Genomic DNA, 5751 nt, shown 5'->3' on the forward strand with positions numbered 1-5751 from the left:
TCGAAGGTACGCGCATGACCGCAATGGGGCAATCCAATGCGCTGGCGGTCCTGGCGGTAGGCGATCGCGGCACCTTCCTGCACGCTCCTGATATGTACATGGAAAAACTGGTCGTCGGCCCGCAGGCGCGTGGGGTGATCGATCTCAACTTGCCGCTAGCCACTAATCTGAACAACATCGCCGCTCGCCTTGGCAAACCTCTGACAGAGCTAACGGTGATCACGTTGGCTAAACCGCGCCACGATGCAGTGATCGCAGAAATGCAGCAGCTCGGGGTAAAGGTTTTCGCTATTCCCGACGGTGATGTCGCAGCCTCGATCCTGACCTGCATGCCAGAAAGCGAAGTGGATGTGATGTACGGCATCGGTGGCGCGCCGGAAGGCGTGATCTCCGCGGCGGTGATCCGTGCGCTGGATGGCGATATGCAAGCCCGCCTGCTGGCACGTCATCAGGTCAAAGGGGATAACGAAGATAATCGCCGTATTGGCGAGCAGGAGCTGGTCCGCTGTAAAGAAATGGGCATCGAAGCCGGTAAGGTGTTGGTGCTGGATGAAATGGCGCGCAACGATAACGTGATCTTTGCCGCAACCGGCATCACCAAGGGCGATCTGCTGGAGGGCATCAGCCGCAAAGGTAATATGGCCACCACCGAAACCCTGTTAATCCGGGGCAAATCGCGCACTATCCGCCGCATCCGCTCGACCCACTATCTGGATCGCAAAGACGCAGCGCTGCACGAATTCCTGCTTTAACACCTAGGGGCGCAGCACGCGCCCCCTTCTCTCTCAGGCGGTATGTCCCTGATGCTGCATGCGGCTCGATAGCGGCCACCAGCACAGCAAAATCAGCAACGCCATGGCAAACATCAGCAACCCAAGGCTGAATTGCCCAGTTTGCGGCAGCATGGCTGACAGCCAGGTCGCCAAACCAGACCCCATATTCTGCATGCCACCCACCAGGGCACCCGCCGCCCCAGCCAGATAAGGGAACGGCTCCATCGCACCGGTGGTCGCCAAGGGGAACAACATCCCGGCACCAAAGAAGAACAACGCCGCAGGCACGATCAGCGTCCAGATATTCATCACCCCGAACCAACCAGGGATCCACATCATCAGCCCCGCCAGCAGGCAACTGATCACCGAATGCCACATCAGGCTGTGGAAGGATTTACCGTCACGCCCGGCATACCAGGCACCAAAGAATGCCGCCGGGATCGGCAGAATAAACAGGATACTGACGGTCAAGCCGCTCAGCCCCAACACCCCGCCCATCAACACGCCACAGCTGGCTTCAAAAACGGCGATCCCGGCCAGAGCACCGATCAACATCACCAGATAACAGCTGAAAGTCCCATCCGCCAGCAGTTGGCGGAAGCTGGAGAACATGCGGCGTTTTTCCGTCTGCTGCGGCCGGGTTTCCGGTAGCCAGCGGAACATGGCAAACGCTACACCGGCGCACAACACCAGCAGGAAGCCATAACAGGCCCGCCAGCCAAACATCATCGCCAACCCCCCGCCAATCACCGGAGCCAACAGCGGGCTGACCAGAATGCCCATATTCAGCAGGCTATTGGCGTAGCGTAGGGAAGTGCCTGCATACAGATCACGCGGCATGGTTCTGGCCATCACGCCTGCCACACCGGTGCCCATCCCCTGAACCGCGCTGGCTGCCACCAACATCGATAGGCTGTTGGCTAGCAAAGCCCCCAAGGCACCGAGCAGGAAAATCATCATGCCAGCCAGGATCACCGGGCGGCGGCCAATGCGATCGGAAAGCGGCCCGTAGATCAACTGTGAGAAGCCGTAGGTCAGCAGATAAGCCGCCATAACGCGCTGCACGGAGCCTGAGGGCACCGAGAGATCGCGGGCAATATCGGCGATGATGGGGACATAAATGGTTTGCGCCATCTGACCGACGGCAACCAGCAGGATCAGCATCACCAGCAGGTGGAAATTTTCAATTTTTCTCATTATCTTCATTAACTTATTCAGTCTTGCGACACTCAACCCCGCCCAATACCCCAGGGGGAACCACAGAGCTGCTTCTCAGCGTCGCATAAGCTAACAAATCTAATTTTTTTAGCGAGTTTCAGACAAATATAGATCGCCGTCACACTGGCACCTATCGCTACCAGTCTCGTAAATCAAACTGTACGTGTAACGGGAAAGAGTTAAAAATGATAAGCTTGCAGGGGATTAACTTTAGCACTTAATCGATAATTATTTCCATCAACTTGAAATAAGATACCGCCACAGGGATTTGGGTTTTATGAAAACACCAGAGCTGATTTTACTGCAGTTAAAAACCTTGGGTCCTCATTCTGCCAAAATGCTGGCAGAGCGGCTTGAAATCACGCCGATGGGGATCCGCCAGCATCTGCAATCCCTTGAACAACGTGAGCTGGTTTGCTACGAGGAAACACGTGCCAAAGTAGGCCGCCCGACGCGTTACTGGTCGCTGACCCAGCAGGGCCACGCTCAGTTTGCAGACGGACACGATCGGCTTTCGGCTATTTTGCTGGAGTCTGCACATGAGCTGTTCGGTGCCGAAGGCATAGAAAAGCTGATCCGTGCTCGAGAGGATAAACTCTATCACCGGTACGCAGATGAACTGGCAGAGGAAGAAGACCACCTCGGCAAGCTCAACCGCCTGGTTAGCCTGCGCCAGCGTGACGGCTACATGGCGGAACTGCTGGAAAGCCCACAGGGTATGTTACTGGTGGAAAACCACTGTCCGATCGGCGTGGCGGCCCATACTTGCAGCAGCCTGTGTAACTCTGAACTGCAGCTGTTCCATCGCCTGTTGGGTAAAGGCTACCGGATAGAACGCACCGCGCATGCCATCTCCGGCTCACGACATTGTGCTTATTTGATCCGACCACGGGAGCGTTAAAAGTATGGCTGAATGGGTTAATGGCAAAGTGACAGGGGTGCAATATTGGACCGATGGCTTGTTCAGCATCACCGTCAATGCCCCGATCGACCGTTTCACCGCCGGGCAATTTGCCAAGCTGTCACTGGAAATCGACGGCGAGCGCGTTCAGCGTGCCTATTCTTATGTTAATGCCCCCAGCGATCCCAACCTTGAGTTTTATCTGGTCACCGTGCCAGAGGGAAAACTCAGCCCAAGGCTTCATCAGCTGCAGCCCGGTGCTGAAGTGCTGGTTACCAAAGAAGCCGCCGGATTCTTTGTGCTTGAGGAAGTGCCAGACTGCGACACCTTATGGATGCTGGCAACCGGCACCGCCATCGGCCCTTATCTGTCGATCCTGCAAGAAGGCAAAGATCTGGAGCGCTTCAACAACCTGGTGCTGGTGCATGCCGCACGATTTGCTCGCGATCTCAGCTACCTGCCGCTGATGCAGCAGCTGCAACAGCGTTTTAACGGCAAGCTACGCATTCAAACCGTGGTCAGCCGCGAAGAAGTGGCTGGCTCATTAACCGGACGCGTTCCGGCTCTGCTGGAAGACGGGCGGCTGGAAGCGGCGGTAGGCCTGACCCTGGATGCCGAAACCAGCCATGTGATGCTGTGCGGCAACCCGCAGATGGTGCGAGATACCCAGCAGACGCTGAAAGAGAAGCACCAGATGCGCAAACATCTGCGCCGCAAGCCGGGCCATATCACCAGCGAGCATTACTGGTAGCTCAGCGGAATTTTACCGGTTCGGCCTCGGGTCCGAATCGGTTATCCCCAGGGGTGCCAAGAAAAGCCCCCAGATCGATCGCCATCATCACCACAATCAGCGTCGGAATAAAACGCCCAACGCCCCACTGCCAGACCGGTGCCAGCATCTGCCAGTTACCAGCCGCCAATATCCACGCCAGGATCAACAGCAACGCCCACCAGCCCTTTTTATTACGATCGTGCAGGCGCTTGACCAGCACCGCAGCCGTTGGCCACAGCAGCGCCACAATGCAAAAGGCGATGGTTTGGATCGCCACCACATCATAGCTGGCCAGAGTGAAGGCCACCGCCATCAGCACCACCCAGGCTGCCATCCAGATCCAGAAGTCGCGCCGCCCGATGCGGCCATTAAAGGAAAAACACCATTGCTGTAAGGTCATCGATTCATGCACTCTTGGCCTGCCCATATTCTGCTCCGCAGTGTAACATAGGCCATACCGGGTTGAGCTAGCCCCGGCAAAGCGCAGACCATCGCACCGCCTCGCGTCAGCAAACGACAATCACGCGGAATTTTTGACAATTCGCCTGGGTTATCGTTTTAATCGGAGTCATCTTTGTTACCGATGCCGTATACCATGCTGAAAAAAATCATCGTTATAGCCTGCCTGTGCTCCCCCATCGGCAGTGCCTGGGCCGATCCACCGGATACGCCTACCGAAGCCACGGCGAACGCCCCCTACTTGCTGGCTGGCGCGCCCACCTTCGATTTGACGGTGGTGCAATTTCGCGAAAAGTACAACCGCGACAATCCAACGTTGCCGATTGGTGAATACCGCGTCGTCCCCTCCAGAGAGGATGACTCCCCTTTGCTGACCCGCGCGGCCAGCAAGATTAATGAAAACCTGTACGCCTCTACCGCGCTGGAAAAGGGCACCGGTAAAATCAAAACCATGCAAATCACCCATTTGCTGTTGCAGGATGGCGAAGAAAAAGCGGCCAGAGCCATCGCGGTGAACTACATGGCAGCCCTGAGCCGCCAATTTGAACCGGCGCTCACCGTGGAAGAAAGCATCATCAAGGTGAACAACCTGCTGGAAAAAGGCAAAGGTTCCTACTTCTACCAACAACAGGTCGGGGCAATACGCTATGTGGTGGCAGATAACGGCGATAAGGGGGTAACCTTCGCCGTTGAACCGATTAAGCTAACGCTATCTGAACCCTGATACCCCAGCAATTAATGACAAAAAGCAAAGCCTTTGCACTGATTCATCTCTATACTGTTGGGCAGGTAAACTGCCTGTCCGGCAGTTGTCATTTAGACTCTCGCGTCCCCTTTTTGGAGGAAAACACATGCGTCATCCATTAGTAATGGGTAACTGGAAGCTTAACGGCAGCGTTCACATGGTTAACGAACTGATCGCCGCCTTACGCAAAGAACTGAGCAGCGTTGACGGTTGTGGCGTTGCCATCGCACCTCCGGTCATGTACCTGGATCTGGCCAAGCACGAACTGGGTGGTAGCCGCATCGCTCTGGGCGCACAGAACGTCGACATCAACCTGTCTGGCGCCTTCACTGGCGAAGTTTCTGCCACCATGCTCAAAGACGTAGGTGCTGAATACATCATCATCGGCCACTCAGAGCGCCGTACCTATCACAAAGAAACCGATGCCGCGATCGCAGAGAAATTTGCGGTGCTGAAAGCCGCTGGCCTGATCCCAGTGCTGTGCATCGGTGAAACCGAAGCAGAAAACGAAGCGGGTAAAACCGAAGAAGTTTGTGCGCGCCAGATCGACGCTGTGCTGAAAACTCAGGGCGCTGAAGCGTTCAAAGGCACCGTCATCGCTTACGAGCCAGTGTGGGCTATCGGTACCGGTAAATCTGCCACCCCAGCGCAAGCTCAGGCAGTGCATAAATTCATCCGTGACCATATCGCCAAGCAAGACGCTGCGGTCGCTGCCGAAGTGATCATCCAGTACGGCGGTTCCGTGAACGATAAGAACGCCGCAGAGCTGTTTGCTCAGCCAGACATCGACGGCGCGCTGGTTGGCGGCGCATCACTGAAAGCTGACGCTTTCGCCGTGATCGTCAAAGCCGCTGCCCTGGCGAAAAAAGCCTGATTTTATCCG

The 5751-nt window shown here is 56.0% G+C and carries 7 protein-coding genes; 5 read left to right on the forward strand and 2 right to left on the reverse strand.

All coding sequences use genetic code 11. The annotated features are described in order from the left end of the window. The coding region (glpX, locus tag ACLQ7H_RS09525) for a class II fructose-bisphosphatase (RefSeq protein WP_411752447.1) at nt 1-752 on the forward strand (752 nt) is incomplete at its 5' end. Nucleotides 753-785: 33 nt separating this feature from the next. Here the strand turns inward: glpX and emrD are convergent. After that, nucleotides 786-1970 carry a multidrug efflux MFS transporter EmrD gene (gene emrD, locus ACLQ7H_RS09530; RefSeq protein WP_411752448.1) on the reverse strand — a complete coding sequence of 395 codons (1185 nt, stop codon included), beginning with the start codon at nt 1968-1970 and terminating at the stop codon, nt 786-788. A gap of 298 nt (nt 1971-2268) precedes the next feature. Here emrD and ACLQ7H_RS09535 point away from each other — a divergent pair, with 298 nt between their 5' ends. Continuing rightward, nucleotides 2269-2892 carry a helix-turn-helix transcriptional regulator gene (locus ACLQ7H_RS09535; protein ID WP_411752449.1) on the forward strand — a complete coding sequence of 208 codons (624 nt, stop codon included), beginning with the start codon at nt 2269-2271 and terminating at the stop codon, nt 2890-2892. Between the two features lie 4 nt (nt 2893-2896). Continuing rightward, the gene (fpr, locus tag ACLQ7H_RS09540) at nt 2897-3643 is read left to right on the forward strand and encodes a ferredoxin--NADP(+) reductase (RefSeq protein WP_411752450.1); all 747 of its coding nucleotides are present in this window, start codon (nt 2897-2899) and stop codon (nt 3641-3643) included. 1 nt (nt 3644) lies between these two features. On the opposite strand, the gene ACLQ7H_RS09545 is transcribed toward fpr, so the two are convergent. Next, complete coding sequence (locus tag ACLQ7H_RS09545) at nt 3645-4064, reverse strand: DUF805 domain-containing protein (RefSeq protein ID WP_411752453.1); 420 nt, start codon at nt 4062-4064, stop codon at nt 3645-3647. 195 nt (nt 4065-4259) lie between these two features. Between ACLQ7H_RS09545 and ACLQ7H_RS09550 the strand changes: the two genes are divergently transcribed. Both ACLQ7H_RS09550 and tpiA read left to right on the forward strand, forming a co-directional pair. Beyond that, nucleotides 4260-4847, forward strand: a complete 588-nt coding sequence (locus ACLQ7H_RS09550; RefSeq protein ID WP_411752451.1) for a DUF1454 family protein — start codon at nt 4260-4262, stop codon at nt 4845-4847. Nucleotides 4848-4974: 127 nt separating this feature from the next. After that, the gene (tpiA, locus tag ACLQ7H_RS09555) at nt 4975-5742 is read left to right on the forward strand and encodes a triose-phosphate isomerase (RefSeq protein WP_411752452.1); all 768 of its coding nucleotides are present in this window, start codon (nt 4975-4977) and stop codon (nt 5740-5742) included. Nucleotides 5743-5751 lie beyond the last annotated feature (9 nt).

The organism is Serratia sp. (in: enterobacteria) (assembly GCF_046715635.1).
GTDB lineage: Bacteria > Pseudomonadota > Gammaproteobacteria > Enterobacterales > Enterobacteriaceae > Chania.

Bases quoted from the DNA above. Each gene is read 5' to 3' on its own strand.
- emrD (WP_411752448.1), bottom strand. From the start codon at position 1,970: ATGAGAAAAATTGAAAATTTCCACCTGCTGGTGATGCTGATCCTGCTG.
- ACLQ7H_RS09545 (WP_411752453.1), bottom strand. From the start codon at position 4,064: ATGACCTTACAGCAATGGTGTTTTTCCTTTAATGGCCGCATCGGGCGG.
- ACLQ7H_RS09550 (WP_411752451.1), top strand. From the start codon at position 4,260: ATGCTGAAAAAAATCATCGTTATAGCCTGCCTGTGCTCCCCCATCGGC.
- ACLQ7H_RS09535 (WP_411752449.1), top strand. From the start codon at position 2,269: ATGAAAACACCAGAGCTGATTTTACTGCAGTTAAAAACCTTGGGTCCT.
- tpiA (WP_411752452.1), top strand. From the start codon at position 4,975: ATGCGTCATCCATTAGTAATGGGTAACTGGAAGCTTAACGGCAGCGTT.
- fpr (WP_411752450.1), top strand. From the start codon at position 2,897: ATGGCTGAATGGGTTAATGGCAAAGTGACAGGGGTGCAATATTGGACC.